The 24339-nt window shown below is 57.5% G+C and carries 21 protein-coding genes; all 21 read right to left on the reverse strand.

The annotated features are described in order from the left end of the window. Window positions 1-36 precede the first annotated feature (36 nt). Window positions 37-1263: a metal-dependent hydrolase family protein gene (locus tag FNU79_RS14845; protein ID WP_143721593.1), complete on the reverse strand. Its 1227-nt coding sequence runs from the start codon at window positions 1261-1263 to the stop codon at window positions 37-39. Window positions 1264-1318: 55 nt separating this feature from the next. Continuing rightward, window positions 1319-3004 carry a M14 family metallopeptidase gene (locus FNU79_RS14850; protein WP_143721594.1) on the reverse strand — a complete coding sequence of 562 codons (1686 nt, stop codon included), beginning with the start codon at window positions 3002-3004 and terminating at the stop codon, window positions 1319-1321. Continuing rightward, window positions 3001-4737: a M14 family metallopeptidase gene (locus tag FNU79_RS14855; protein WP_143721595.1), complete on the reverse strand. Its 1737-nt coding sequence runs from the start codon at window positions 4735-4737 to the stop codon at window positions 3001-3003. Before FNU79_RS14855 ends, FNU79_RS14850 begins: the two co-directional genes overlap by 4 nt. 58 nt (window positions 4738-4795) lie before the next feature. Then, window positions 4796-5191: a RidA family protein gene (locus FNU79_RS14860; RefSeq protein WP_143721596.1), complete on the reverse strand. Its 396-nt coding sequence runs from the start codon at window positions 5189-5191 to the stop codon at window positions 4796-4798. 1 nt (window position 5192) lies between these two features. After that, entirely contained in the window at window positions 5193-6218 is a 1026-nt protein-coding gene (locus FNU79_RS14865) for a 2-hydroxyacid dehydrogenase (RefSeq protein ID WP_185974737.1), read from the reverse strand. Window positions 6219-6276: 58 nt separating this feature from the next. Continuing rightward, window positions 6277-7695, reverse strand: coding sequence for a hypothetical protein (locus FNU79_RS14870; RefSeq protein ID WP_143721598.1), 1419 nt, complete (start codon window positions 7693-7695; stop codon window positions 6277-6279). Beyond that, complete coding sequence (locus FNU79_RS14875; RefSeq protein WP_143721599.1) at window positions 7692-8885, reverse strand: pyridoxal phosphate-dependent aminotransferase; 1194 nt, start codon at window positions 8883-8885, stop codon at window positions 7692-7694. Before FNU79_RS14875 ends, FNU79_RS14870 begins: the two co-directional genes overlap by 4 nt. 10 nt (window positions 8886-8895) lie before the next feature. Continuing rightward, a complete protein-coding gene (locus FNU79_RS14880; protein ID WP_143721600.1) occupies window positions 8896-9930 on the reverse strand; it encodes a Gfo/Idh/MocA family protein in 1035 nt (344 codons plus the stop codon). A gap of 27 nt (window positions 9931-9957) precedes the next feature. Beyond that, window positions 9958-10839 carry an NAD-dependent epimerase/dehydratase family protein gene (locus FNU79_RS14885; protein WP_143721601.1) on the reverse strand — a complete coding sequence of 294 codons (882 nt, stop codon included), beginning with the start codon at window positions 10837-10839 and terminating at the stop codon, window positions 9958-9960. After that, complete coding sequence (locus FNU79_RS14890; protein WP_143721602.1) at window positions 10836-12206, reverse strand: dihydroorotase; 1371 nt, start codon at window positions 12204-12206, stop codon at window positions 10836-10838. The genes FNU79_RS14885 and FNU79_RS14890 overlap by 4 nt, the downstream gene beginning before the upstream one ends. Beyond that, the gene (locus tag FNU79_RS14895) at window positions 12199-13362 is read right to left on the reverse strand and encodes a M20 family metallopeptidase (RefSeq protein ID WP_143721603.1); all 1164 of its coding nucleotides are present in this window, start codon (window positions 13360-13362) and stop codon (window positions 12199-12201) included. Before FNU79_RS14895 ends, FNU79_RS14890 begins: the two co-directional genes overlap by 8 nt. Window positions 13363-13369: 7 nt before the next feature. Next, window positions 13370-14353 (reverse strand): succinylglutamate desuccinylase/aspartoacylase family protein, encoded by a 984-nt coding sequence (locus FNU79_RS14900; RefSeq protein WP_143721604.1) that lies wholly within the window; start codon window positions 14351-14353, stop codon window positions 13370-13372. 18 nt (window positions 14354-14371) lie between these two features. Next, window positions 14372-14848, reverse strand: a complete 477-nt coding sequence (locus FNU79_RS14905; protein ID WP_225430101.1) for a VOC family protein — start codon at window positions 14846-14848, stop codon at window positions 14372-14374. A gap of 129 nt (window positions 14849-14977) precedes the next feature. Then, a complete protein-coding gene (locus FNU79_RS14910) occupies window positions 14978-16144 on the reverse strand; it encodes a pyridoxal phosphate-dependent aminotransferase (protein WP_143721606.1) in 1167 nt (388 codons plus the stop codon). A 34-nt stretch (window positions 16145-16178) separates the two neighbouring features. Further along, window positions 16179-17990 carry an ABC transporter substrate-binding protein gene (locus tag FNU79_RS14915; protein ID WP_143721607.1) on the reverse strand — a complete coding sequence of 604 codons (1812 nt, stop codon included), beginning with the start codon at window positions 17988-17990 and terminating at the stop codon, window positions 16179-16181. A gap of 62 nt (window positions 17991-18052) precedes the next feature. Further along, window positions 18053-19264 carry an ABC transporter permease gene (locus FNU79_RS14920; protein WP_143721608.1) on the reverse strand — a complete coding sequence of 404 codons (1212 nt, stop codon included), beginning with the start codon at window positions 19262-19264 and terminating at the stop codon, window positions 18053-18055. After that, window positions 19261-20316 carry an ABC transporter permease gene (locus FNU79_RS14925; protein ID WP_143721609.1) on the reverse strand — a complete coding sequence of 352 codons (1056 nt, stop codon included), beginning with the start codon at window positions 20314-20316 and terminating at the stop codon, window positions 19261-19263. Before FNU79_RS14925 ends, FNU79_RS14920 begins: the two co-directional genes overlap by 4 nt. Continuing rightward, window positions 20313-21557 (reverse strand): M20/M25/M40 family metallo-hydrolase, encoded by a 1245-nt coding sequence (locus FNU79_RS14930; RefSeq protein WP_185974738.1) that lies wholly within the window; start codon window positions 21555-21557, stop codon window positions 20313-20315. The genes FNU79_RS14925 and FNU79_RS14930 overlap by 4 nt, the downstream gene beginning before the upstream one ends. 285 nt (window positions 21558-21842) lie before the next feature. Beyond that, window positions 21843-22580 (reverse strand): SDR family NAD(P)-dependent oxidoreductase, encoded by a 738-nt coding sequence (locus FNU79_RS14935; protein ID WP_185974739.1) that lies wholly within the window; start codon window positions 22578-22580, stop codon window positions 21843-21845. Between the two features lie 38 nt (window positions 22581-22618). Further along, a complete protein-coding gene (locus FNU79_RS14940) occupies window positions 22619-23395 on the reverse strand; it encodes an SDR family NAD(P)-dependent oxidoreductase (protein ID WP_143721612.1) in 777 nt (258 codons plus the stop codon). Between the two features lie 33 nt (window positions 23396-23428). Beyond that, window positions 23429-24100 (reverse strand): GntR family transcriptional regulator, encoded by a 672-nt coding sequence (locus FNU79_RS14945; protein ID WP_185974740.1) that lies wholly within the window; start codon window positions 24098-24100, stop codon window positions 23429-23431. Between the last annotated feature and the right edge of the window lie 239 nt (window positions 24101-24339).

Here is a 24339-nt window from a genome sequence, read left to right on the forward strand (position 1 = left end):
TCTTGAATAGAAAAATCGGGCTGAATCTTCACCACTTCAAAGCATCGGGCGTCCAGCTCGGTAGGTCATCTGAATACGTTCGATGTCGCTGATCTGCTGGTCGGGTTGGCCGTCTACCACGATGACATCAGCCAAGTAGCCCGCTTTGAGACGGCCTAATTGCTGATCAAGCCGGTTGATGGTTGCCGCCACACTCGTCGCTGAGCGCAGAGCGTCGTAAGCGTCACGCTTGAGGCCCAAGTCAATCATGAACTGCATCTCGGGGGCCACCACGTTGTGCTGCACCACTGGGCTGCCACTGTCTGTGCCGAAGCCGATCATCACCCCAGCCTGCGCCGCTTTGACCAGACCTGCGAAGCGCTCACCGCTGGCCACCGCTTTTTGACGCTCCTCAATCTTCCATTCCGGCACGTCGTAAGCCCGGGCGAGTTCTGCCTGACTCTGCATCACCAGCGGCGCGAAGGTAGTGACAATTGGAATGCCGCGCTCAACAAGAAGCGCAATCGTCTCATCACTCATTGAGCCGCCGTGTTCGACGCAGTCAACGCCCGCTTGAACCACGCGGTTGATCACCGAATCGAAAGTCGCGTGCGCCGTGATGGGCAGGCCGTTGCGGTGGGCCTCGTCGATCACCGCGAAGAGTTCTTCGTCAGTGAATTCGTTGAGGTCGTGCGAGGCCATGATTTTGATCAGATCAGCGCCGCCTCTGACCTGCTCGCGCACCGCCCGGCGCATTTCGTCGGGGCCGCTGGCTTCACGGCAGGCCCAGTAGGTGTGACCACCCGTCTGAACGATGGCTGCGCCGCAGGCCAGAATCCGGGGGCCAGGGAAAATACCTTGCTCGACGGCCTGCTTGGCGTAGAGGTTGGTCTGGTGCATCCCCAAATCGCGTACGGTGGTAATGCCTGCCCGCAAGCTCAACAGCATGTTGCCTGCACTCTTGTAGGCACTGATCTCAGGCGTGTCGTAGATCGATTGCTGAGCCAAATCGTGAATGCCGTCCCAAGCCAAGTGGGCGTGAGAGTTGATCAGGCCGGGCATCAGTGTCGCGCCGGTTGGCTGGGCCTGCTCGGCGCGGGCACCAAACTCATGACTGGCCGCCACCGCCTTGATCTTGCCGTTCTCAATTTCGAGAATACCGTCTTCGATGACCTGATCGTTCTCGCAGGTCAGCAGGCGGCCCTGGAGCAGCAGCGGCTGAATGGGGGTGTCAAACATCGGCTTGATGATTTTCTGAAACTTCCAGTGCGGTGCTTCGGGCATAAGATGACCTCCTGAAGAATTTGTGAAAGGCGATAGCGGTTATATATAACGGCTCTCAACCGAGCTTGATCTGCTGACGAACGGTACCGCCCTTCTCACTGCTGGCCGTGACCCAGACCGTACTACCACTGGGCGCGGTGACTGTCCATTCGGCAGGTTTGCCAGTGCGCTGCCAGGTTGGCCCCCAAGGCGACCAAGCAGAATTGCGTCCATTACGGCCCGCCAGGTGACCCAGGATATATGTGGTCTGCCCCTGAATCTCTCCTGATTCGGCTTCCAAAGCCACCGTGACTGGCTGGGCAAAGCCCTCAGAGATCGCCACGTCCGTGAGGTTGGTGGGCAGGTAGCCCGCGTTCCTCACCACCGCTGAAACCCGGTACACTCCATCTGCTAGAGCGCGGGCCTGCACGTCACTGAGTTCAAGTCTGGGACTCGCTCCCGCATGCGCCAGACAAAACAGCACATTCTTGAAGCACATTTCCTCCAACAGTGCGCCGGGGGGATTTCGGAATGTCCACACGTCGATCATGCCGCCGATCTCCACTTCGCCGAGTTGGGGATGAACAAACGGCGTCCAGGGCCGGAAACCAGATTCACCGACGTTTTGTTCCACCCACTGCAAAATCTGGATCTGTTCGTCTTCGCTGCGCGGACGAATACCGTACCAGTGTGTTTTTTCCAGACCTGCCTCGCGCTCAATGTCCCACAACTCGGTGCCGAAAATGGGAATGCCCATCTGCTCGTAGGCCCAGTCGGTGAGCGAGCCGTGCCGGGCTTTGGTCTTGTCGGGAGTGAAGTCCTCGAAAATGGAGATGACTGGATAGCCTGTGATCTCGGTGCCGACTGCACCAAGGTCTTTGAAAAGCGTGATATCCGGCGTAGACATTTCCGCGTCGTACTTGATAGCGCTGGGGCGCAAAATCACGCCGCCGTGGGTGTGATACGAGTTCATACCACAGATGTTTTTGTGGGCGAGGATGAAGTCAATCATGGCTTTGGCTTCAGGCTCGGAGCCGGGGTACTCACCCGCACCGTATTCGTGCGGTGACCAGTTGGCTGGAAACTGACGGTTGAGGTTGCCGTCACGGGGCGACTCAATATCCGGCTCGACGCCATCAAAATCGGGAATGAGGCCTTCCGGATAAAGACGGTAATAATTGCCGCCTTCCTCATGGGGTTCACGCTGAACCATCACGCGCTCGTCTACCGAGCTGATCTTCCACTCCCCATTGGGGTCCATAAGCCGCATCATCAAGATAGTGCCGTCGTCGTCCACGTCCCACTGGTAGAGCCCTTTGGTTACCTCATCTTGGCCCAGCTCGTAGCGCCCATTTCCACACCAGCGGTGCGGCGTGCCCAGGGAAATCTCAGCGCCATCAGGATTGATGCGCGGCACGATATAAAATGCCATCCGCTGCATGAGCCGCGTCACTTCCTCGTCTTGGCCGAAGCGTTCAAGCAGATAGTTGATGGCGTAGAGCGCTGTCGAACTGGTGGCGTGTTCTTCAGCGTGAATCTGAGCGTCGATGTAATAGGCGGGCTTGTCCTTGTCTGGGCCAGTCGCCGAGTCGGTCAATGTGACCTGCCAGATATCGCGGTCCTGATGGCTCTTGCCCAAGCTCTCTAGGCGGATCAGTTGGGGATACTGTTTGACGAGGTCATGGAGCAAACCGCTGTACTCCTGATAATTGTAATAGCGCTGATGATCGATAGACAGACGAGGTTGTTCGGGAAGCTTCATTCAGACTCCTTGAGAGCAGCTTGAGACGGCATGGCAGGCATGCTGAGAGGTGCGCTCTGTTTTCCACCTTTCTGGCTGTGCGTCACGACCCGCAAGTCGGCCCCCGGCTGCGCCTTAACCAACCACTCCACGGGCCGGGCCGTCCGGTTCCAGCGCTCACCCCAAGGTGACCAAGGGTATTTGCGCCCATTGCGGCCCGCCAGATGGCCCAGGCTCATCAGGGGCTGGCCCATCAAGATCTCAGCCTGCTCGACTTCAAGTTCAACCTGCACCGGCTGGGCCACGGTTTTGGCAATGGCGGTATCGGTCAAGTTGCTGGGCAAATAACCGTCATTGCCAATCACAGCAGAAATTCTCAGAAGTTGCGCTCCATCAGCGGCGGTGCCGAGCTGCTCGACTTGGCTGCTGCGAATGCGAATACGTGGGCTGGCCGCCGCATGTTCCAAGCAAAACAGTGTGTTCTTGTGGCAGATCTCCTCAAGCAGATGCCCCGGCGGGTTGCGGAGTACCCAGATGTCAGCCAATCCGCCGAGTTCGACGGAGCCGAGCTGCGGATGATCGAAGGCCTCCCATTCTCGCCAGCCGCGTTCGCCGTGATGCTGCCAAACCCATTCCACGGTACGCACCAGCGCCGCCTCATCGCGGGGCCGAAGGTTGTAATACGCCACTTTCTCGATGCCAGCCGCTTTCTCAATGTCCCACAACTCAGTGGCGAAGGCGGGGATGCCCAGTTCCTCAAAAGCCCAGTCTTTGAGTGTGCCGCGCCGGGGCTTGGATTTGTCGGGCGTAAAATCTTGAAACGAAGATACCGTCGGGTAGTCGGTAATGGTCAGCGCCACCGCGCCGAGGTCTTTGAAAAGGGTCAAATCGCGGGCGCTGAGTTCATGGTCGTACTTGGTGGTGGAGGGCCGCAGATGCAGGCCGCCGTGCGTGTGAAACGAATTCATGCCGCAGATGTTGGGATGTCCTAGGATGAACTCGATCAGAGCACGCGACTCCGGTTCACTGCCGGGATACAGACCAGCACCGTACTGCACAGTTTCAGGCATCCAGCCCGCCGGAAACTGCCGGTTGAGGTTACCATCACGGGTCGGTTCGATTTCCAGTTCCACACCATCGTAATCAGGAATCAACCCTTCCGGATACAGCCGGTAATACTCGCCGCCAAATTCACCGGGGCCGCGCTGCACCATTACCCTCGCGTCCAGGGCGCTGATTTTCCATTCGCCTGCCGGATCGCGCACCCGCATCTGGACGATATAGCCGTCGTCGTTGAGATCGGTTTGATAAAATCCAGCGCTCCTTTCGTCCTCGCTGCCTGGCACGAAACGGCCATTGCCGCACCAGCGGAACGGAAACGCCAGCGAATACTCCGCTCCGTCGGGGTTGAGGCGCGGCAGAATATAAAACGCCTGCTCATTAAGCAGCATGCTGACTTTATCGTCCTGACCGAACTGGTGCAGCAGATACCACGCGGCGTACAGCGCAGTCGCCGAGGTGGCGTGTTCTTCGGCGTGGATATGGGCGTCAATGTAGTAAGCAGGTTTGTCGGTGTCCGGCCCAGTGGCCTGATTGGTGATGGTCATGCACCAGATCTCACGCCCCCCAAAGGTCTGGCCCAGCGACGCCAATTGGCAGAGCTGCGGAAAGGCGTTGGCCAGCGCCTGAAGGTGGGCGGTAAGTTCGTCATATGGATAGTAGCGGTCGTGTGCGATATCTACCTTGATGTGCATCTCCCCTCCCCTATTGACACCTGAACGGCATAGATAACATGGCATCTGATCTGGTCAGTCATTCTGGGAAAAACGCGATCACCTCCACTTCGACGCGCACTTCGGGAGCACCCAACCCCGCCACGATCAGTCCGGTGTGTGGCGGGCGGTGGTCACCCAGAGCGCGGATTCGCCGCTCAGCCACCACCGAGGCGTCGGCGGGGTGGGTCAGGTAGGTGGTAATTTTGACAATATGCTCAAAGCTGAGACCAGCGGCTTGAAGGACCATTTCCAGATTCCTGAAGACCTGCTCGGCCTGGCCCTGGACGTCATTCGGGGCTACTAGTTGTCCGGCCTCGTCGCGGCCCACTTGGCCCGCGACGTAGAGGGTGCGCCCAGCCCGCATGGCGTGGGCGTAGCTGGCCGGGCGGTACATGCCCTGCGGCTCCAGCGGCTGAAGATCATTCAGCGCCATCTCAGCTTCGCCCGCCTTCCACGAGGACTTCGATCAAAGGTTGACCGGTAGCAAGGCGCTCCAGATTCGCCATGCTATCGCGGGCCTGCTTGACGCGGGTTTCGCCGGAGCCACCGCCGATGTGGGGCATCAGCATCAGGTTGACACCGCTCAGGTGCAGCAGCGGATTGTCAAAGGGCGTCGGTTCGTAGACGTAGACATCCAGTCCTGCTCCAGCCAGCGCCCCAGACCGCAGGGCTTCAGTCAAAGCGACCTCGTCGATAATGCCGCCACGCGCCGTGTTGATGAGGTAAGCGCTGGGTTTCATCATCGCCAGCCGCTCGGCGCTCAGCAACTTGTCGGTATCCGGCGTGTGGGGGGTGTGGATGCTCACGAAATCGCTACTGGCGAGCAGATCTGGTAACTCACAGTAGGTCAGGTGTTCTTCGGCCTCAATCTCTGGCGCAAGACGCCGCCGATTCCAGTACTGAACATTCATTCGGAAAGCGCGGGCGAACCGGGCTGTCTCGCTGGCGATCTCGCCCATTCCTATGAGGCCTAGAGTGGTGCCTTGCAATTCAAAGAGCTTAGGCAAGCGCATCCACTGGAAGCCGTGACGCCGCTCCGCTGTCAGAACAGGTTCGCTGCCCAGTTCCCGGTAGCGGCCCTCCACGACGGCCTCATGGGCCTGAATCACTTTCTTGGATAGGCCCAACATCAAGGTGAGGGCCATTTCAGCGACGGCAACGCAACCGATTTGAGTGGTGAGACTCACCGTGAGGCCACGCGTTTTTGCTGCCGCTAGGTCGAGCTTGTCGCGCCGCCCTGACCACAAGTGAATCAGCTTCAGGCTTTCTCCGGCCAAGTCCATCAGTTCGCCAGTCACGGCCCGGCGCTTGCTGACGATGACAGAAGCGCCGGGGAGCAGTTGAGCGAGTTCGGCAGCGTCGTCGGTGGTGGGGGCAAACAGCTTCACGCTGGGACAGAACTGCTGATTGAACGCCAGATCTTCTGGTGATGTTGGATCAAGAATCACGGCCTTCAGCACGTTGCTCCTTTGGTGCGCAGATAGCAGAATGGTGGGGGGGCAAGGTAAGCGCGGCGGATCATGTCAGCAGCCCGAGTTCGCGCAGAGCCTGCGCTCCGCCCGCCAAACTGGACTGATTCATTCCAGCGTAATTGGGCGAATACACCACGCCCTTTGCGCCCGCCTGATAAGCGGCCAGCACACTCCGGTAAACGATGTCAGGGGTGCATTTGGCTTGATCTGGGTGGGTGCGCGGCGCATCTACTCCAATGCCCATATAAACCGGCACCCTTCCTTCGACGGCGGCCACCGTGTCACGGGCCTGTCCACCGACGTAGCTTTCCGGCTGCATTCCCTGTCCCAGCAGATCATCCCAGGGCGCTTCGCCGAGGCCCAGCAGGTTGTACATCATCGATGTCATTTCCGGCGGCGTAAAATCGCGCAGGATGCTCTGGTGAAAGTCGCTCATCTCTTTTTGATACACCGCCCCAGCTTGATGCTGGTAGGTGATGGGCTTGACCCAGTCGCAGAACTCAGTCTGTTCCAGCCAGGGCCACTGGGCTTTGCGGATGGGGTTGAAGTGATTGCGGTTCCAGACATTCAACCCGAAACTCAGTGCCGGATTGCACCATTTGACAATGCCGTACAGTTCCCGGTCGAGCGCTTGATTGCGCTCAAGCCAGAAGCGCTCCCAGATCAAAATCTCTGGATTTTGCAGCAAAACCCGCAGAAATTCAACGAAGTACCCGTCTTTGCCGCCCTCGCCCCGGCGAGCACGCTGAAAGTAGTTGTACACCTCGCCGAAAGCGCTGAGTACCCGCTGTACGTCGATGCCCCGCTCATGAGCTTCTGTTCGGGCCGCCGCACTGAAGTCAATCGCCGGGTTGCCCGCGATCAGGTTGTCGAGCGGGCTGCGACGCTCATTGCACCACATGATGCCGTCGATGTCGTAGTTGCGGGCGTAATCTTCCAGAATCGAGTGCAGCCAAGTGCGGTAATGCGGATTGGAGGTTGATGGTTCAGACCCAAACCGGCCAAACTGATCGACCTCCAGGTACTGTGGCAAATTGGGAATCGGTACGGTATTGGCAGAGCCGTGTCCAGCGTATTTGAAGAGCGGCTCCATCACCTCGGGCATCACTTTCATTCCGCGTGCTCTGGCCGCCGGAATGATCATATCGAGGATGTCTTTTTCTTCCAGACCGGGGTCACGGTTGGTAAAGTGACTGATCTGAGTGTTGCGGTAATACTCGGGGCGGTGCTTGATGTACGAGCCGCCGAGCATCTGATCTGGTTCCTGAACGCCGTGATCAGGAAAACCGTCCAGTTCGTAGGAGATTCGGCGGCCCACCTTGAGGCCCAGCCACGAGATGGTGCCGATCAACAAGACGTTGATTCCGAATTTCTCCTGCAAGGTGTCGAGCAGGGGTTCCACACCCTCATCTATAAAGCTAATCGGGCTGATCTGAATGCCCACAAACTTGTCAGCCGTACTCATACGAACTGGCTCCAGAAGATGGCCAGTTTGTCTAAGGCGGTATCCATCTGCGGCCTGGGTGTCATCAGACTCAGGCGCACGAAGCCTTCCGCCCCGCTCCCAAATACCGAGCCTGGCCCCACCCGCACCGCCTGCTGCTCAATCAGGGCGCTGCTGAATGTCATGGAGTCCAGGCCCGATGCGCGGATATCGGCCATGACGTAATAACTGCCGTGGGTGCGGACAAACGGCAGGCGCATCTGATCCAGGCGGGCCAGCAGGAACCCGCGCCGCTCGGCGTAGATTTCCCGCTGCTCTAGCCAAGCTGTCTGCGGCCCGGTCAGGGCAGCCAGCGCCGCAAGCTGAGAGGGCAGGGCGGTAGAAATCGAGTGCATGTGTTTGATTTCAGTCGCCACCTGCTTGAGCCACATCGGCACGGCGAGGTAACCGACCCGCCAGCCGGTCATCCCGAAACTCTTGGAAAAGCCGTTGACGGTGATGGTGCGCTCCAGCATCCCAGGCAACTGAGCGAACGAGAAATGACGCTCTCCGTCGTAGAGGAACTTTTCGTAGAGTTCGTCTGATACCACGATCAGGTCGTGGCGCTCGGCGAGCTGGGCAATCCCTTCCATCGTTGTTCGGGTGACCACTGCGCCAGTCGGATTATCGGGGCTGACCACGATAATGAGTTTGGTGCGTGGGGTGATGGCGGCTTCCAAGGCCCTCAGGTCCCACGACCAACCGGATTCCGGCGTGACTGGCACGGCAACCGTCACCCCGCCGCAGAGAGCCACAATGCTGCGGTAGGCGCTGTAATACGGATCGGTCACAATGACCTCGTCCCCAGGGTTGAGCAGCGCCCCGCACAGCACGAAGATGGATTCTTGTGCGCCGTTGGTCACGATGATGTTGTCGGGCTGATAGTCCAGTCCATTTTCCAGCCGGAGCTTGTGTGCAATGGCTTCACGCAGCGGTGCAATGCCGTCATAAGCTGTGTACTGAATGACGCCGCCTTGCAAGCCGGTTTGCACCGCGTCGAGTACATATTGAGGGGTAGGCAAGTCGGGCGTGCCCGAACCCAGATTAATCAGCCCCTGCGCCTGAGCAAGAGCATTGATCATACGGACGCTGGTAGGGTTGCCAATCGACTGATCGAGGTTGGCAGTAGCCACTTGAGAGAGCTTGCTTCGCAAATCGTTGGTCGCTGTCATAGTAGTTACCTCAGGCCAGCCCGATTTCTGCGGCGTACTCACGCAAATCCAGAGTGCGGCCCTGACGTGATGATTCGGCGCAGGCCAAGGTTAAAGCCAGCGTCGCTAGGTGGTCGCGGCCAGAGGGATAGGTGGACACCTCACCCCGCACCGCTTTCAAGAAGTCGTCCAGCAGACCACGGGTGTCATCTATAAAATCCTCCTGAGACTCAAGGACGACGGCCTGCGGATGACCTGCCCCGGCGGGCCAGTAGTCGAGGTCTTTGAAAATATCGTTTTGCAGCAGCATCCCCTCTGCACCGTCGGTGCGCCACTGAAATTCATTCTTGGCATTGGTGCCTGCCCAAGTGCCGAAATACTGGAGAGCAATGCCGTTATCAAACTCAAGCCAAGCGGCTACCGTCGCGTCCGAGCGGTACATACTCCACGGCGGGTTGGTGGTGCGTGCCCAGACTTTCGCGACTTCTGAACCGTAAATGAAACGGGCCAGATCGAGGTGGTGAATGCTCTGCTCAAGCAGCATGGGCTGATCCATCGTCAGGGGGTACTTGTTGAGTAAAGGCCGCTGCCCGTCGCGGTAGCGCCAGTACACGATCCGGCCAAATCCAACTTGCCCCAGCTTGCCTTCCTGGATGTACTGCCGGGACGCCCGGGTGGTTTCCAGATACCGGAAGTTCATCCCAACCCCCAATAAAATGCCCGCCGCCTGCGCCACATCAACGCAGGCGCGAGCAGTTTGAGCATCTAAAGCCAGCGGCTTTTCACACAGCACAGAGATTCGGCGCTCGGCGCACGCCGAAATCTGCTCAAGGTGAATATCCGGCGGTGTGGACAGCACCACCACGTCCGGTTTAAGGGCCAGAGCATCCTCAAATGACAGCACTGGCACGTCGAGTTGGGGGAGCTGTTCCTTGAAAGTGGTTACGGCCTGAGCGCTCGGATCAGTGGCCGCTAACAATTCGGCCTGCGGATGCTCGGTGATGACCCGCGCCCAGTGCCGACCACGGGTGCCCATACCGACCAGCACAATCTTGAGTTTGTTCATGGTGTGTTCCCCCTAAAAAGTTGGCTCTCACGGAGCTGCCAAGGCGTCAAAAAGTCCCTCAAGGAGCGGTATGGTGGGCCTGAAATCCAGCTCCTGCGCCACTTTGCAGCAGTCGACCTCGCCGTGCCGGGGCAACGGTGTGGGGTTCCAAGTCAGCCATTTCTGTACGGGCTGCTCCGGACAGAGCTGCTCAAAAGCTTCCAAGAGAGCTTGCTGAGAGACGGGCGGCCCAGCCACGTTATAGAGGTGCGCTCCAACGGACTCGGATTGAGCCAGAATGACGTTGAGCAAGCGAACCAGGTCACGGGTATGCAGCCAGTTTTCTGCAGAGTCACGGCCCTGGGAAAGGTTGACACTGCGCTGTTCCCGAATAGCCGCTGCGATCTGGTGGATGAGAGAGGTGCGCTGCCGACTACCGGACACCTCTTCGCCCGCTCCGTAGACGGGGCCAAGGCGCAGACTCCAGATGGACATCTCGCCGCCGACCATTGCCGCCGCCCGTTCGGCCAAGACTTTAGACAGTGAGTAAGCGTTCGCTGAAGTGGTCTGTCCAGTCTCGGAAATCGGCCCAACTTGCGGCGAATACACGCCCGTAGAACTCAGCAGCACAAAATGCTTGACCTCGGCTTGCAGCGCCGCGTTGAGAGCGTTCAGGGTGCCGCCAAGATTCACTTCCAGCAGCCGGAGATCGCTACCACTGGTGAGAGCGGCGGCATGGACGACAGCGCGGGGCTGAATCTCAGCGACACGCCGACAAAGCTGCTCAGCGTTCAGAACATCAATCACTTCGTCCGCACCACTCAGATCAGCGCCGATGACCGGCACGCCCGCCTCGCGCCAGTGCTGAATCAAGGCCCGGCCTACAAAGCCCCCTGCACCAGTCAAGAAAATGGGCGGAGGATGAGTCATGGGCGTACGAACTGTCCGTCGCCCGCTTGTCCGGTGATTTGACCAGCAGCGTAGACCGTCTTGCCATTGACGATGGTGCGCTCGACTTTGCCCTGAAATCGCTGCCCGTCCAGAAAATAGTCGGTGTCGCGGGCCTGACTCCGCTCAGTTTGACGATCGACCACAGTCATTGCCTTGAGATCAACCAGAATTAGATCGGCGTCTGCTCCCACTTGGATGACCCCTTTTCGGTTCGCCAGCCCGAAGCGGCGTGCACCGTTGCTACTCATCAAGTCCACTGCCTGCCCGAGACTCAGTTTGCCTTGTGCCGCTGCGTCAAGCAGCATTGGCACCAGAAACTCGACGCCGGGTGCCCCGGGCGGAGCGGCCCAGATATTGTTCCTAGCACGCTCTTTTTCAGCAACTGTGAAAGGAGAGTGATCAGTAGTCACGCTCAGAATAGAGCCGTTCCGCAGCCCATCCCACAGCGCTTCGATATCAGCCTCTTTTCGAAGCGGCGGATTGATTTTAGCGTAACTCCCGAAACGGCTCAGGGCATCCTCAGTGAAACTCAGATACTGTGGGCAGGTTTCTCCAGTGATGTCCTGCGAACCTTGCCAACGTTGCAAAGTTCGCAGGGCGTGCGCTGAGGTGAGGTGAGCGATATGCAGTTTGGTGCCGACCAGATCATTCAGGGTCGCTATCTTGGCAATCGCTAACGCCTCAACCACCGGCGGGCGAGATTCACCGTGAGTGAGCGCGTCGTTTCTGCCGGTGGCTTTGACCTGCGCCGTGAAATGATCCATGAGTGGCTGGCTTTCCGCGTGGACAACCGTGACCAGTCCCGTTTGGCGTACCAACTCCAAAACGCGCAGTTGCTCGGCCTCGCCCGGTACACACAGCCCCTCGAATTCGTCCTCACGGCCTGGGACCGCTTCGGTGGTAAAGATCTTGTAGGCAATTGCGCCTTCCCGTGCCATGCCGTGTACCAGCTCAGCGTCGAGAAGGCCAGGAGCGCCGTAGAGCGCGAAATTAACGACTGCCTCGCGCCGCCCCTGCTCACGGCGGGACACGAAAATCTCCGGCGTCGCGCAGCATGGCTTAGAGATTGGCATTTCAAAAACAGTGGTCACGCCTCCGGCAGCAGCAGCGCGGGTTTCGCTTTCCCAAGTGCCCCGTTCAGGGTAAGCTGGAGCGCGAACGTGAAAGTGAATGTCAATCGCCCCCGGCAGTAGATGCTGGCCCCCAGCGTCAATGATTTCGGCAGCCTGAGCCTCGCTGTGGGGCGCAAGCAGGGCTACGATTTTGTCCTTGGTAAGTGCAACGTCAAGCTGCGCTTCCCCGGCGGGCGTCATGACCGTCGCTCCGCGAATCAGCACATCAAACATGCAGTCCCCCTGCCAGCAGCGTCCGCGAGAGAAAGCCTGACAGCACTGCCTCACAGGTGGTCAGCTCAGCGATGCTGACGTACTCGTCTGCGGCGTGAGCCGCTTCGTAACTCCCCGCGCCGAAAATAACCATGTCGCCCCTTGCCAGTTCGGTCAGGTGCTTGGCGTCGCTGCCCGGCCAGTAGCCGACAGGCTGCACTGGCGTGTTGGTGTAGTGACTGGCGTACTCTAAGAACGCTTGACCCAATTCAGTCTGAATTTCAGCTTCAAACCAGCTAGAGTAAAGAAATCCACCGATCTCAGCCGTTGAGGGAGCGATTTGGGCACTCAGAACCAACTGCTCCAATTCGCGCTGCACCTGCAGCGGCTCTTCTCCCGGCACCATTCGGCGGTCGAGTTCGATGGTGCATTGGTCGGCGACGGCGTTGGCTGTGCTCCCCCCCGTGATTACCCCGATGTTGCAAGTCGGGTTGCCGGTCATAGGGTGTGAATGTTGTGCCAACTGCCGGTGATAGTCTTCCAGCGTCAGAATTACCCGCGCCATGGCGTTGATGGCATTGATCCCCCGGTCTGGATTGGTGGCGTGAGCGCTGCGCCCACGGGTGGTGACTGTGGCCCGCATCACGCCCTTATGAACGGTAGCGACTCGGTTAAAGGTCTGTGCCCCAACGACAATCAGGTCGCAGAGCGGGAGATGACCCGTCTGTACCAGCCAGCGGGTACCGAGTTGCCCACCGACTTTTTCCTCAGAAGCCGCCACCAGAATGAGCGTGCCATTGGGCCGGTGAGCACAGAGTTTTTTGAAAGTAATCATCATGGCCGCCAGTGTGCCTTTGTCGTCCACACTGCCCTTGCCGTACATGTTGCCGTTGCGTTCCACGCCCACGAACGGATCGCTTGTCCAGGCGGCGGCCTCCGTCCGTGTGACTGGCACGGTATCGGTATGGGCGTGCAGCATGATCACAGGAGATCCCTCGCCCACCCGCGCCACCACGCTTTGCGCTTCAGGCTTCTCACTTGGAGCCAGCACCTGAACTGCCCCACCGATCTCCTGAAGCCACTGCGCGACAAATTGGGCTATGCTCCGGCTATCGCCAGTTGGATTGGTCGAGGGGATACTGATGAGGGTTTTGAGAAGTTCAGTCAGCTCAGTCATGCTGATCTCAACTCAACGTTCCCTGAATTTCCGCGTAAAAGCAGCACCACTCCCCGACCGTGACATTCGGCAGGGCGCGTAGCCCGAAAATCATGCCGTCAACCGGCGCATACAAGACGTCTTGAACCTCGCCGTAAAGGTCGTAAATGGTGGCAATCTTGTCGCCTTTCTGCATAGGTTTTTGAAAATCGGCTTCCGGCTCCGCCACAAAAAGACCGCTCGATGGTGCCAGCAGCGCCTGTTGAACACCGGTCCAGCGGGGGCTCGCGTAGCTCGCTTCGCCCGGCAGCATCTGATAATGCCGCATCACGTTGATGGCAGCGTCGGCCAGAACCCGCCCGACCCGCTGAAACGCTTGCGGCGAAGTGGCGCTGCGCCCGCCCAGTTCAACGGTGATGCCCGTCTTGCCCGCCTCCAGCATCGAAGCCATCGGATTGCCTTTGGGCAAAAAGGATTTGAGCACCAAGCTCCAGCCCTCTCCCATCGCTTTGGCCAGTTCCTGCGACGCTGTGTCCTCGGTGGCAAAGATAGTTTCCGAGAGGTAAGAGTGTGCGCCTCCTGAGTGAATCGAGAGTTCGTAATCCGCCACCTGGGTCATCCACTGGCTGTGAGCATAGGTGACCCGCTCGGAGAGGTAGCCGTCCGGTTTGCCCGGGTAAATGCGGTTCATGTCGTAGCTGAACGTGTCCAGTGGGTTGCCACGGGCAGCAGCCTCGAAGGCAGGGACGTTGATCACTGGCACCAGCACCAAAGAGCCGCTGAGCTGCGCCGGATCGACTTCCCGGCGCAGAATGTGACACATCAGCGGCCCTTCGGGTTCATCGCCATGGATAGCTCCGTCGATCCATAGGCACGGGCCGTCCTTCTGGCCGTTGATCACAATGACCGGAATTTCTAGCGCACTTCCCCCAGCTAAGCGGGAGACTTCGATAGTGCCGGTCGCGACTGTACCGGGCTGCGCTGATGCTGTACCAACCTTGAGTGCACTCATACTGGCCTCCTTGCGGTTTCAGATTCCTTGAACTTGCTGGTAAGTTTGAAGTTCTTGCGAGGTGTAGACCTGCATGAACTCAAGCTCGATGCCGCCCGTATCGTTGTCTAAAAAAGCGATGAAGCCTTCCGGATGCGGGTGCTTGCCGTACACGCCGCAAGCTTGGCAAATCCGGAGAGACGCGCCGCCAGCCAGAGCGTGAGCCAGCACTTGATCCAAGTCCCGAACCTCATAACAGATATGGTGCAGACCCTCGTGACCACGCTCGTTGATCCAAGTGTCGAACCTGCCTCCCTGATCCATGCTCTGGCACAGTTGGTATTCCACGCCGCCCAGCTCAAAGAGAGCGACCCGGTTGCGCGATTTGGGATATTCCTGAACGCCAGTGGGAACCACGCCAAGAAAGCGGACATACGAGTCAAGGGCTTGCTGGGCGTCGCGAACAGCGAAGGCCATATGCTTGATGGACATCACCTGCGGATCATCTGAAGTCATGGTGGTTACCATCTCCTGGGTGTGAGGAACTGAGGCTCCCGCCGGTTAAGGCCGGGAACCGCAGCTATGTACAGAGGCGAAGGATCATCGGAGCCAGAATTTGGTATTGCTCCGGCGCGGCTCTTGTTCTCAGTTCAGGGCGCTGGCCATCCGTTGCGCCACTTCGCGCAATTTATCCATCGGCTGAAGCAGAGAAATCCGAACGAAATCGTCGTTGTGATCGCCGAAGAGCGAGCCTGGAAAGATCATCACCTGAGCTTCTTTGAGAAGGTGGACACAAAACTCCTCCGCGCCCATTCCGGAAGACGAAATATTGGTGTAAAGATAAAATGCGCCCTGCGGCTCACCGTAACTGAAGCCGAACTCATCGAGGACACCCCGGAAGTACTGACGCCGCTCGGCAAAAATCTGCCGGTATTCCTCTACGCAGTCTTGCGGCCCGGTCAGCGCGGCCAGCGCCGCATGTTGACTGACGGCGGGCGCACAGATGGTCAGGCCGTGGTGAATCTCGGTCATGGGAATGATCAAGGCGCGGGGCGCGGCCAGATACCCGACCCGCCAACCGGTCATGGCGTAAGTCTTCGAGAAGCCGTTGACCGTTATGGTGCGCTCACGTATGCCCGGCAAAGACGCCACGGAAGTCACGCGGTGGCCACCGAAAACCAGTTGCTCGTAAATCTCGTCGGAAATGACGATCAGATCGTGCTCAATGGCAAGCTGAGCCAGCTTTTCAACCTCGCTGCGCGGCGTGACTGAACCAGTCGGATTGGACGGATTCATCAAACAGAGAATGCGAGTCTTGGGGGTGATCCTGGCCCGAACGGCTTCAGCGGTGAGGGCAAAGTTATCCCGCTGATAAATTGGCACCGGCACGGGAATACCGCCTGCAAGTTCGATGGCTTGATCGTAAGAGGTGTAACCCGGCGAAGTGACCAGCACTTCCTCACCGGGATTGATCAGGGCCAGCATCGCGATATAGATGCCTTCCTGAGCGCCGCTGGTCACGATGATTTCGTCGTCACGGTAACTCAGCTCATTGTCGCGCTGAAGTTTGTGACAGATGGCGGCCCGCAGTTCTGGAAGGCCCTGAGGCGCAGTGTAATGAGTCGCTCCGTTGGCGAGAGCGGCTTGGCCTGCGGCCACAATATGCGGCGGCGTTGGCAGATCGGGGTCGCCCCGGCCCAGCGCGATCACGCCGGAAAGTCCAGCGGCAATCCCCAGCAAGCGGGTTCGGATCGATTCGTCTTTGTGTACCACACGGTCAGCGAAACGGTACGACTTGGCCTGGCGCGTCACAGTCGCTCCCAAGGCTCAATCAGGTCCAGCCGCACTATTTTCTCACGCCTATCGTGTCGAGGAAATTGATGCCCTCACCGACCGCACCATTGGCCGAACTTTGAAAAGCGCCGACTGGATCAGTCAGTTGATCCTGGGTATTGACCACGCGCTTTTTATAGGACACGTGCAGGCCCCGGGTATACAGGTAAACCAGCGGTAGGTTGCTGGCCGCCACCGTTTGAAACTGGTCATAGATAGCCTTGCGGCTCGCCAGATCACCGGCTGAAAGTCCACTGCTAACCAATTTATCGAGGAGGAGTTCAAACGACTCAGTTTTGGCGGGCTGGCTTTGCCCAGTGCGGTTGAGGTTCCAGATGTGAGCGACGCCGTTGAGGTTGTACAGGTTGCGGCGTGTAGGAGGATCGGAGACGCCGCCGAAATCAGTGAACGACAAGTCGAAGTTTCGGGTACCGTCAGCGTTGAAATTGCGTAGAGCCGGATTGATCACGCTGCCGTTATCAGCCACTGTAAATGAAGCGTCAATCCCAACTTTTTTCATGTCGTCAATGATGATGGGTGCGGCCAGCTTCTGGAGCGCTTCAGTCGAGACGACTAGAGCGTTCATTTTGATGGTTCGGCCTTTACCATCGACTAGCAGGCCTTGGGCATTTTTCTTGGTGAATCCCAGTTCGCGTAGCAACTGCACAGCTTTAGCTGGATCGTAGCTGAACTTGGTTTTGCCCTCTACATAGACGCTGTCGGTATACCACCGGGTGTTGCCGCTGGAAATAGGGCCGTAAAGTGGTTTGCCCAGACCGCCCAGTCCAACTTTGATGATGGTATCGCGGTCAATCAGATAAGACAGCGCTTTGCGGAATTTCAGATTCCGGCACAACTGGGCTTTGAACGGATCAACGTTTTGGAAGTTGCAGAGAATAGTAGAAGTGATCGCCGTCTGGGTAATGTTGATCTTAAGGTTGGCATCCAGACGGTTGCTGCTAATGGCCTGCCGAGCGCCCTGCACATCATCAATCGTGAGCGGCTGAAAAAAGTCTAATTGCCCAGCGATGTACCCAGCCAGCCAGGCTTCGGTATCGGCGTAGTTTTTGCCGATAACGCGGTCGAGGTAGGGCAGCTTGTTGCCTTTTTCGTCCACCACCCAGTAGTTGGGATTTTTACGCAGGACAATTTCTTCACCGGGCCGGTAGGCATCAAGCAAAAAGGGGCCAGCCATGACCATGCTTTTGGGGTCAGTATTAACGCCGTAAGCGGCATTGACAGCTGCTGCGCCGCCCTTCTCGAAGATCGGCTGCCAGATATGTCTGGGAACAATTGGCCAGCTCGCCAGCTCAAGCACTGCCGCGTCTTTGGCATTGAGGGTGAGTTTTACCGTGTCGCCGTCTACTTTGCTCCACTTGATCGGTTTTCCAGACTGCTGAAAATTGGTGCGCTGACGGGAATTGACCTGTACATCAGCATGAAGCTGAGCGCTGAACAAAACGTCATCTGCCGTGATCGGCTTTCCATCTGACCAAGTCATACCCTTCCTGAGATTGAAGGTGAGTTCCAGGCCCTTTTGCTGAAAGTTAGCGCAGGCGTAACACTCGTACTGCCCAGAAGCCGAATTGAACTGCACCAATTGAGGAAACCACAGATACTGGATATACGCGTCAGTCAAAGACTGAACTGTGAACGGATTGAACGTCGGCGGCAGTCCCACCAGACCGTAAGTAAAGGTGCCTCCTATCGGTGCAGTGCCGCCGCCGCCGAAGCGGGCTGAGCGAACCAACGATTGAGCGTCAGCCAGAGAAGCTGCAGCGGCAGACATCGCCAAAACCATTACCATCCATTTCGTGTTCTTCATTTCTCCTCCTCAAGGATTTGTTCGCCGTTCAGTCGAGGCCGGTGAGTGAGCACATGCTTATCTCATCTCGACCTCGATTTCGGGTCGAAAGCGTCGCGAAGCCCGTCGCCGATAAAGTTGAAAGCCAGCACCGTCACGAAAATGAAGAGGCCAGGGAGAAGCATCCAGGGACGAGAGGTAAATGTCTGTAAACCGCCTTCTTGCGCGACAGCTAGCATCAGGCCCCAACTGGAGTTGGGATCCGAAATACCAAGCCCCAGAAACGAGAGCCCGGATTCAGTCAGGATGAAGCCAGGAATAAGCAAGCTGAGCGACACGATGGTGAAACTGGCAGTGCTGGGAAGCACGTGACGCAAGATGATGCGCCAGTCGCTGGCCCCCAAACTGCGAGCGGCCATCACGAAATCCTCTTCGCGCAGCGACAGTACCTGCCCGCGCACTGCCCGGGCCACCCCGCCCCAGCGAATAAAACCTAGAATCACGATCACCACGAAAAACACCACACTACTTTTGGCGTCGAGCGGAAAGAGTGACCGGAGGGCCAGCAACAAAAACAAGGCCGGAATGGTCGCCAGAATCTCAACGGTACGCATAATCAGATCATCAATCAGTCCGCCGTAATAACCCGCGACTGCACCAAGCAGTAAGCCGAGTACCAACGAGATCAGCGCAGCGAAGATACCGATGGTCAAGGTCACACGCGCCCCAAACAAGATGCGTCCGAAGATGTCTCTTCCCAATCGGTCAGCGCCCCACAAAAAGATGGTGGCGGGCTTCTGAACGCCGAACAGATGAAAGTTGACCTGTGGATTGAAGTGCAGCGAATTGCGCCAAGTGACGGGGATAACGTTGAGGGGAAAAGGGGTATACGGCGTGCCCCGAGTCAGAAACTCGACTGGGTAAGCGCGTGAGGTGTCTTCTTTATAGTCGAATTCAAGCGTATCGAGGTTGAGTTCGCTCGACACGTTGTAGACAAAAGGTTGAGTCAGCTTGCCACTGCCCGGATCACGCCAGTGGATTTGGGTAGGCGGTGCAAATGACCGGTCAATCTGGCCGCGAAAGAAAGCTTCCGCCTCGCCGTAAGGAGAGACAAAGTCAGCCAAAGCTGCCAGAAGATACAAGGTCAAGAGCAGCCAGATGCTGATGACCGCCAAGCGGTTTTTCCGAAACTGACGCCGAATAAGTTGGCCGCTCGACAGGGTTTGAGTCTGCGTCTGTGGAGCGGGCGCGTCTGCAAATGGGCCTACAGGCAAGCCCGGTTTGGGACTGGTCATGAATACCTGATGCGCGGATCGATCAGCGCCAGCAGCACGTCGGAAATGAGATTGCCGATCATAAGGAAGATGGCCGACAACACCAAGAGACCCATCACCACATACAGGTCTTTTTGTTGAATGGCGGCCACGAAGCCGGGCGTGATTCCCGGCCAGCGGTACACAAACTCCACCAGGCCCGCGCCAGTCACTAACTCAGGGAGTACAGTACCAATGCCGGAGATCACCGGACTGATGGCATTTCGCAGCAAGTGCTTATAGATGACGGTGCGTTCGACGAGGCCCTTTGCACGGGCCGTGCGAATGAAATCGGCCTGCAAAAAGTCGAGTACCTGCCCGCGCACCACACGCACTAGACTCGACAGACCACCAGTAGTAATTACGATGGTCGGCAGCACCAAATGCCACAGTCGGTCGCCGATTTGCTGCCACCATGCCAAGCCGTCGTAAATCTCACTAGTTCGCATCCCACCTACTGGAAGGGCCAAGCCATTCTTGAGGTCGTAGGTGAAGAAGCTCAGCAGTGGTTTGTACCAAGCGTCGCCCGCGGCCACTTGCCGGAGGTCACTTTGAAAAAACAAAACCACCACAATAAGCAGCAAAATAAAAAAGAAATTAGGGATAGCCAGCCCTGCAACCGATAAGAACGAGAGCGCTTGGTCACCGAAACTGTGTTGGCGAACCGCTTGATAAATTCCGATTGGAATGGCCAACAGGTAAGTCAGCACCAATGAAATCAGCGCCAAACTGAAGCTGTTGACAATCAACGGCAAGATAATGGTCGTCACCGGCGCACGGTAAGTGAACGACTCGCCCAAATACCCGTGACTGATAATGCCCCAAATCCATTTGAAGAACTGAATGGCCACCGGCTGATTGAGTCCAAAATTCTCACGTAACCGCTCGAGTTGCTGAGCGTCAGCGTTAGGATCAAGCGCGAAACGATCGGTGAAATTGCCAGGAGTGAGTTGGATGATGACGAAGGCCAGCAGAGTAGCTCCGAAAAAGGTCGGAATGACTTGGACAATGCGGCGCAGGATATACAGCGTCATGTCGAGTATCCTGGAGTGGTCGCCAAGGCGTATTCGTGGTAAATGGCTGCCGCGTATTTGATACCCTGGATGTAACGGGCGATCGGCATATTTTCGTTAGGGCCGTGCAGGTTATTTTCTGCCGCGCCGAAGCCGGAGAGCACAGCAGGATGAGGAATAGCCAGCATAATTAGGCCCTGAATGCTCACGCCGTGAACGACGGGAGCTGTGCCGAAGACCCGCTGAGCAGCTCGGAAAGTTGCCTGTGCGATATCCTCACGGCTCGACACTTTGTATGGATTTTTACGGGCGTTAATCAGAAGCAGCTCAATGTCGTCAAAGCCGTGCTGCTCAAGGTGGGCTTGCAACTTTCTAAACTGCTCAGCTGGTTCCAGCCCTGGTGGGCAGCGGAAATCCATTTTGACCGTCGCCTGTGCCGGAACGATGGTCTTCGAGCCTTCGCCCGCGTAACCGGAGGTCAGACCGCAGATATTGGCGCTGGCTCCGTAATGTGCCCGCTTGAGAAGTTCGAAGTCGTCATCAGTTGAAAGGTTCTCGGCTCCCATCTGGCGCATGAATTCCTGGCGGTCGAAGTGTTGCAGCTCATCGCGCAAAAACTCCTCGTCCCACTCATCGGGCAAGACCAAGCCGTCGTACCAGTCATTCACCTTAATGACGCCCGTGGCCGGATCGGCGATGCTGGTCAGACACTCGATGAGTCGCCAAGGCGCGGATCGCAGCATCTGAGCGCGGCCAGACCAGGTGTCTTGCGAGAGGGTTTTGCAGCGCAGCTCGATATACAAGATGGCTTTGATGCCCAGATGCACCTCCGGGCGCAGTGACGTACGGTTCACGCCCCCGTCCAAACCAATCGAGGCGTCACATTGCAACCGGTCCCGGTGCTTCCAGACGAAATCCTCAAGATGCGGGCTGCCGATTTCCTCTTCGCCCTCAAACAAATACTTCAGCCGTACTGGTGTGGCTCCAGCGACAGCCCGGTAGGCTTTGGCCGCCTCGACAAAGGCCAGACAACCACTTTTGTTGTCGGTGGCTCCACGGGCGTAGATCACGCCGTCACGCACCTCGGCTCCCCACGGATCAGAGTGCCAGAGTTCCAGCGGCTCTGGCGGCTGCACATCGTAGTGGCCGTAGCACAGCAGCGTCTTGACATCCGGCGAAGCTCCCGCTTCCGTGCCTAAAATCACCTCGGGGCCGCCGTCAGTGGGAAGTGGCTGGGCGTCTTCCACACCAGCGGCCCGCATCAAGTCCTGCAATGTGCGGGCACAAGTCTCAAGGCCAATGTTCTGAGCGCTGACTGAGGGCTGTCGGAGAAGCGTTCTGAGGGTCTTTACCGCCTCGTCAGCATGAGCATCAATATGGTCAAAGACAGCTTGTAAAACAGACGGTTGTGAGGTCATACCAACTCCTTGAAGGAAGCGCTAAAGGCAGGCAGAGCCGTTCTTTGCAGCTCTAAAAAGTTTGAGACTTGGCCGGATGCTCGATCATGCGTGTGTCACCCAATATTTTTTTGCTTGTGGATCTGTTCTTCACACTTCCCAGCCTTCCGAACGAAGACATTCGGACAGCTCCCAGGCGTTAACGTAGTGGTTGTGAAGGCCTGAGGAGGTTTGCAAAGCCAGGTACACGAAGGCCGATGTAATAACGCTAGGATCACGCCAGACTTTCCGGGTCTCTGCGCTGTAGGTCTGTTCGCTCATCGCGGTGTGAGTCGGTGTGCCGGGCGTCAGCGTGTTGACGGCGACGCCGTGCGGCCCAAAGTCATCGGCAATGGCTCTGGACAGGCCTTCAAGACCCCATTTGCTGGCGCAGTATGCCACCTCATCAGCAAAACCCATCACACCTGCGCGGCTTGACACGTTGATGATGGATCCCCTTCCAGCCCGCTTCATGGTGGAAGCCGCCGCTTGGCAGGTCAGGAACGGCGCACGTAGGTTGACGGCTAAAATGCGGTCCCACTCTTCTAGCGTGGTTTCTTCCAGCGTCTTGAGGGCGATGATGCCCGCGACATTCGCCAGCACGTCCAGGCCGCTGCTCTGAGCGGTTATCTGGTCAATCACTTGCTTGACTTCTTCTGGCCGCGTAAGGTCAGCCGGGCAAGCCAAGGCGCTCAGTCCCCGCGCCGAGAGGGCTTGCATCTGCACTTCAAGTTCCTGAATGTGCTGATCGACGCCGTAGACCACTGCGCCTTCTTCGGCAAAACGCTGCGCCACGGCCCGGCCAATTCCCCGTGCCGCGCCTGTAACCAGGCAGACCTTACCGGTCAACTTGGCACTGGAACGCAATTGCGTGTCCGACGAACTACTCAAGTCGCGACCCGTCCACCGTCAATCAACAGACCAATACCTGTGGTAAATGAACTCATATCTGAGGCCAGATACAAGACTGTATGAGCAATTTCTTCCGGCGTACCCATCCGGCCCAGGGGTGTGGACGCCAGCCAACGCGCTTCCACTGCCTCCTGATTCTCAGCGTGGTCAAGGTTGCGCTGGTTCATGGGCGTATCGATCACCCCTGGACAGATAGCATTGACCCGAATGTTTTCTCGGGCGTATTCAACTGCCAAGATACGGGTCAGCGACATGATCGCTCCCTTGCTGGCCCCATAAGACAGGTTGCCGCCTACATTGGCAAAGGCGCTCACGCTGGAATTGTTGACGATAGTGCCGCCAGCAGCTTGACGTAGTAGCGGGAGCGCGTACTTGCAACCGAAAAAGGTGCCTTTCAAGTTCACGTTGATGATCCGCTCAAACATGGCTTCGGTGACTTCATGGCTAGGCGTCAGGGGCTGCTCAATCCCGGCGTTGTTAAAGAGGGTGTTCAGGCCGCCGTACTGGCGTTCCGCTGTGGCCATCAGCTCAGCCACCTCTGATTCTTGGGCTACGTCACAGCGCACGAAAGTTGCCTCTCCCCCACTGTCCCTGATCTGCTCAGCTACCGCTTGGCCACCGGATTCGTCAATATCTCCGATCACGACGCAGGCTCCTTCCCGTGCAAACAGCAGCGCCGTCGCCCGCCCCATTCCATTGGCCGCTCCAGTTACCACAGCGACCTTGTTCGCTAACCAACCGTGCTCAGGCATTACGTTCTCCTCTATACATATGTAGTGGCGTCTTTACAGAACTACATCAGCTTGTTCAAGGTGAGCAATAACCATCCGAATATGTTGACGTGCAGCCTCTTCAGCTTCGTCTGGACGGTGAGCTGCAATGGCTTCGAAAATTGCTTTATGTTCAACCCTGACATCGCTGCGTGAACGTTCAGTTCCGCTGTTAGGATCAGTCATGCGACGAAAGGTATTGCGCTGATAAGCTGCTCCCAATTCCATAGTGGTTTCAGAAAACCGCAGCAAGTGCTTGTTATCAGCCAGTTGGTAGATCATCTGGTGAAAATTCAGATCATTGACCCACAAGGCCGAATAATCGTTTTCCTGAACTGGAGTCTCCCAAGCAAGCAAACAACTCTCCAGTTTTAGGATCTCAATGTCGGTGATTCGTTGGGCTGCCAAGCGTGAAGCGAGCCCGTCATGGGCCATACGGCACCAGTACAACTGGGTGACATCAGGCAAAGTCAATATAGGGACGCGCAGACGGCTGCCTTCTTCTTCGACAAGGCCACGCTCCTTAAGCATGATCAGCGCATTGCTCACTGGCGTGCGACTGACTTGAAGTTCATCAGCAAGTTCGACTTCCACAAGTACGCGTCCTGGCTCCAAGTCACCGTTGACGATTCGGTTACGGATGTTGATGTACACCTGCTCTCGCAGGGCTGGCGCTCTCGAAATCATGATCCCCCTCATCCATTCAGAGTTCAGAGTTCTGCATGCAGCATTTCTGGTTGCCTCATACTCTACGGAGCTGAACTTCGTTTGTCAAGGCACCTTCCACGCCCTTGTAGACCGTGCATGCTTTTGGTACACGACAGGGTATGGAATGAACCCCCTAGAGAGGACCAACGGCCAAGCCACTTCGCCCCGACCAGCCGTTAGGCTGATCACAGCGCGAAGGAGCATTCATGCCAGGACGC

It is taken from the genome of Deinococcus detaillensis, assembly GCF_007280555.1.
Lineage (GTDB): Bacteria > Deinococcota > Deinococci > Deinococcales > Deinococcaceae > Deinococcus > Deinococcus detaillensis.

Bases quoted from the DNA above. Each gene is read 5' to 3' on its own strand.
- FNU79_RS14845 (WP_143721593.1), bottom strand. From the start codon at position 1,263: ATGCCCGAAGCACCGCACTGGAAGTTTCAGAAAATCATCAAGCCGATG.
- FNU79_RS14850 (WP_143721594.1), bottom strand. From the start codon at position 3,004: ATGAAGCTTCCCGAACAACCTCGTCTGTCTATCGATCATCAGCGCTAT.
- FNU79_RS14855 (WP_143721595.1), bottom strand. From the start codon at position 4,737: ATGCACATCAAGGTAGATATCGCACACGACCGCTACTATCCATATGAC.
- FNU79_RS14860 (WP_143721596.1), bottom strand. From the start codon at position 5,191: ATGGCGCTGAATGATCTTCAGCCGCTGGAGCCGCAGGGCATGTACCGC.
- FNU79_RS14870 (WP_143721598.1), bottom strand. From the start codon at position 7,695: ATGAGTACGGCTGACAAGTTTGTGGGCATTCAGATCAGCCCGATTAGC.
- FNU79_RS14875 (WP_143721599.1), bottom strand. From the start codon at position 8,885: ATGACAGCGACCAACGATTTGCGAAGCAAGCTCTCTCAAGTGGCTACT.
- FNU79_RS14880 (WP_143721600.1), bottom strand. From the start codon at position 9,930: ATGAACAAACTCAAGATTGTGCTGGTCGGTATGGGCACCCGTGGTCGG.
- FNU79_RS14885 (WP_143721601.1), bottom strand. From the start codon at position 10,839: ATGACTCATCCTCCGCCCATTTTCTTGACTGGTGCAGGGGGCTTTGTA.
- FNU79_RS14890 (WP_143721602.1), bottom strand. From the start codon at position 12,206: ATGTTTGATGTGCTGATTCGCGGAGCGACGGTCATGACGCCCGCCGGG.
- FNU79_RS14895 (WP_143721603.1), bottom strand. From the start codon at position 13,362: ATGACTGAGCTGACTGAACTTCTCAAAACCCTCATCAGTATCCCCTCG.
- FNU79_RS14900 (WP_143721604.1), bottom strand. From the start codon at position 14,353: ATGAGTGCACTCAAGGTTGGTACAGCATCAGCGCAGCCCGGTACAGTC.
- FNU79_RS14905 (WP_225430101.1), bottom strand. From the start codon at position 14,848: ATGACTTCAGATGATCCGCAGGTGATGTCCATCAAGCATATGGCCTTC.
- FNU79_RS14915 (WP_143721607.1), bottom strand. From the start codon at position 17,990: ATGAAGAACACGAAATGGATGGTAATGGTTTTGGCGATGTCTGCCGCT.
- FNU79_RS14920 (WP_143721608.1), bottom strand. From the start codon at position 19,264: ATGACCAGTCCCAAACCGGGCTTGCCTGTAGGCCCATTTGCAGACGCG.
- FNU79_RS14925 (WP_143721609.1), bottom strand. From the start codon at position 20,316: ATGACGCTGTATATCCTGCGCCGCATTGTCCAAGTCATTCCGACCTTT.
- FNU79_RS14930 (WP_185974738.1), bottom strand. From the start codon at position 21,557: ATGCGGGCCGCTGGTGTGGAAGACGCCCAGCCACTTCCCACTGACGGC.
- FNU79_RS14940 (WP_143721612.1), bottom strand. From the start codon at position 23,395: ATGCCTGAGCACGGTTGGTTAGCGAACAAGGTCGCTGTGGTAACTGGA.
- FNU79_RS14945 (WP_185974740.1), bottom strand. From the start codon at position 24,100: ATGATTTCGAGAGCGCCAGCCCTGCGAGAGCAGGTGTACATCAACATC.